Source organism: Achromobacter semiaridum, from assembly GCF_053543755.1.
This window is the reverse complement of sequence record NZ_JBLVOL010000064.1, coordinates 29,342-31,217: the sequence shown is the minus strand read 5'-3', so window position 1 is coordinate 31,217 and position 1,876 is coordinate 29,342. Positions and strand designations below refer to the sequence as shown.

General features: G+C 65.4%; 1 protein-coding gene. It reads right to left on the bottom strand.

The window, feature by feature from the left end; genetic code table 11:
• Nucleotides 1-142 precede the first annotated feature (142 nt).
• Nucleotides 143-1,801, bottom strand: a complete 1,659-nt coding sequence (ptsP, locus tag ACNPP0_RS17750; RefSeq protein WP_448706615.1) for a phosphoenolpyruvate--protein phosphotransferase — start codon at nucleotides 1,799-1,801, stop codon at nucleotides 143-145.
• Nucleotides 1,802-1,876: the final 75 nt, after the last annotated feature.

The following is a 1,876-nucleotide window of genomic DNA, read 5'->3' as shown; positions in this document are numbered from 1 at the left end:
TCATTGGCGATTCCAGATCCAAAAGCAAACAAAAACGCCCCATTCAGGGGCATTCAGCGTCTGGCAGGTTCGGAATGGCCTATACACGGGCCTATACACGGGCCAATACACGGGCCAATACAGGCAAATTCAGCCGGCCGATTCAGGCCGGGTCCAGCGCGTCCAGGTCGACAGGCAAGGCGCGGTTTAGGGCGGTAGCTACCTTGATGCGCAAAGCGTTCGAATGCGCGCGTCGCACCTCGCGCTTGACGTCCAGCAGTTGCTGCGGGTGCATGGAAAACTCTGTCAGGCCCAGGCCCAGCAGCAGGCGCGTCATGCGTGAATCGCCTGCCATTTCGCCGCACACCGCTACCGGCTTGCCGGCGCGCTCGCCCGCGTTGATGGTGTTGGCCACCAGGCGCAACACGGCGGGATGCAGCGGGTCGTACAGTGCAGCCACATCGTGGTCGCCGCGGTCAATGGCCAATGTGTACTGGATCAGGTCGTTGGTGCCGATAGACAGGAAATCCAGCGCCTGCGCGAAGGGCTCGATGGCGATCGCGATGGCGGGCACCTCGACCATTGCGCCCACTTCCATATGCGGCGCATACGCCTGGCCGCGCGCATCAAGTTCGCGGCGGGCGGATTCGATGGCAGCCTTGGTGGCCACCACTTCGTGCATGTGCGCAATCATGGGGATCAGCAATCGCACCGGGCCGTGTGCCGATGCCCGCAAGATGGCGCGCAGCTGCGTCGCGAACATTTCCGGACGCGCCAGGCAGTAGCGGATAGCGCGCTGCCCCAACGCAGGATTGGTAGCCACGGTGGCTTCGCCGTCCAGGGTCTTGTCCGACCCGATGTCCAGCGTACGGATCGTGACGGGTCTGCCCGCCATGACCTTGACCACCGATGAATAGGCTTCGTATTGCTCTTCTTCGCCGGGCAGGTCCGGCCGGCCCATGAACAGGAATTCGCTGCGGAACAGGCCGATGCCATGCGCGCCCGAAGCCAGCGCCAGCGCGGCCTCTTCAGGCAGTTCGATATTGGCGTGCAAGACGACGTCGATGCCGTCAAGCGTGACGGAGGGCTCGTCGCGCAGCAGGCCCAGTTCGGCGCGCTCATCGGCGTACACGGCCTGGCGGCGGCGGTATTCCTGAAGAATGCGGTCAGACGGATTGACCACCACCGCGCCGGCCGCGCCGTCGATGATGAGCATGTCGCCATCGCGCACCAGTTCGCGCACGTTGCCCATGGCGACCACGGCCGGCACGCCCATGCTGCGCGCCACGATGGCGGTATGGGACGTGGGGCCGCCCAGGTCGGTCACGAAAGCCGCGAAGCGGCCGCCGCGCAAACGCAGCATGTCCGCCGGAGAAATGTCGTGCGCCACAACCACCAGCGCGTCGTCCCCGCCCATGTGGGACATGTCGGGCAGGATGGCGGACGTGCCGGCAAGCACATGCAGCACACGCTCGATGACCTGGCGTACGTCGGCCCCGCGCTCGCGCAGGTACTCGTCTTCCATGGCGTCGAACTGCTGGCCCAGCATCTGGCCTTGCGTGGTCAGCGCCCATTCGGCGTTGTAGTGGCGTTCAGCGATCAGGCCCAGCGTTTGCTCGGCCAGCAAGGGGTCACCCAAGAGCAAGCTGTGCACGTTCAGCATGGCACCCAGCTCACGTGGCGCATCGGCGGGCAAAGTGTCTGCCAACTGCCGCAGCTCGTGCTGCGCTGATGCCAGGGCCTCGGTCAGGCGGCTGCTTTCGGCGGGCACGTCTTCGGGAGAGATCCGATAGTGCGCCACTTCCAGCGCCGCGGCGCCCATGACGACCGCGCGGCCGATGGCATATCCCTTGGCAACGCCTTTGCCATAAAGACAAACGACGGGGCTGGCGCGGCC

Bases quoted from the DNA above. Each gene is read 5' to 3' on its own strand.
- ptsP (WP_448706615.1), bottom strand. From the start codon at position 1,801: ATGGGCGCCGCGGCGCTGGAAGTGGCGCACTATCGGATCTCTCCCGAA.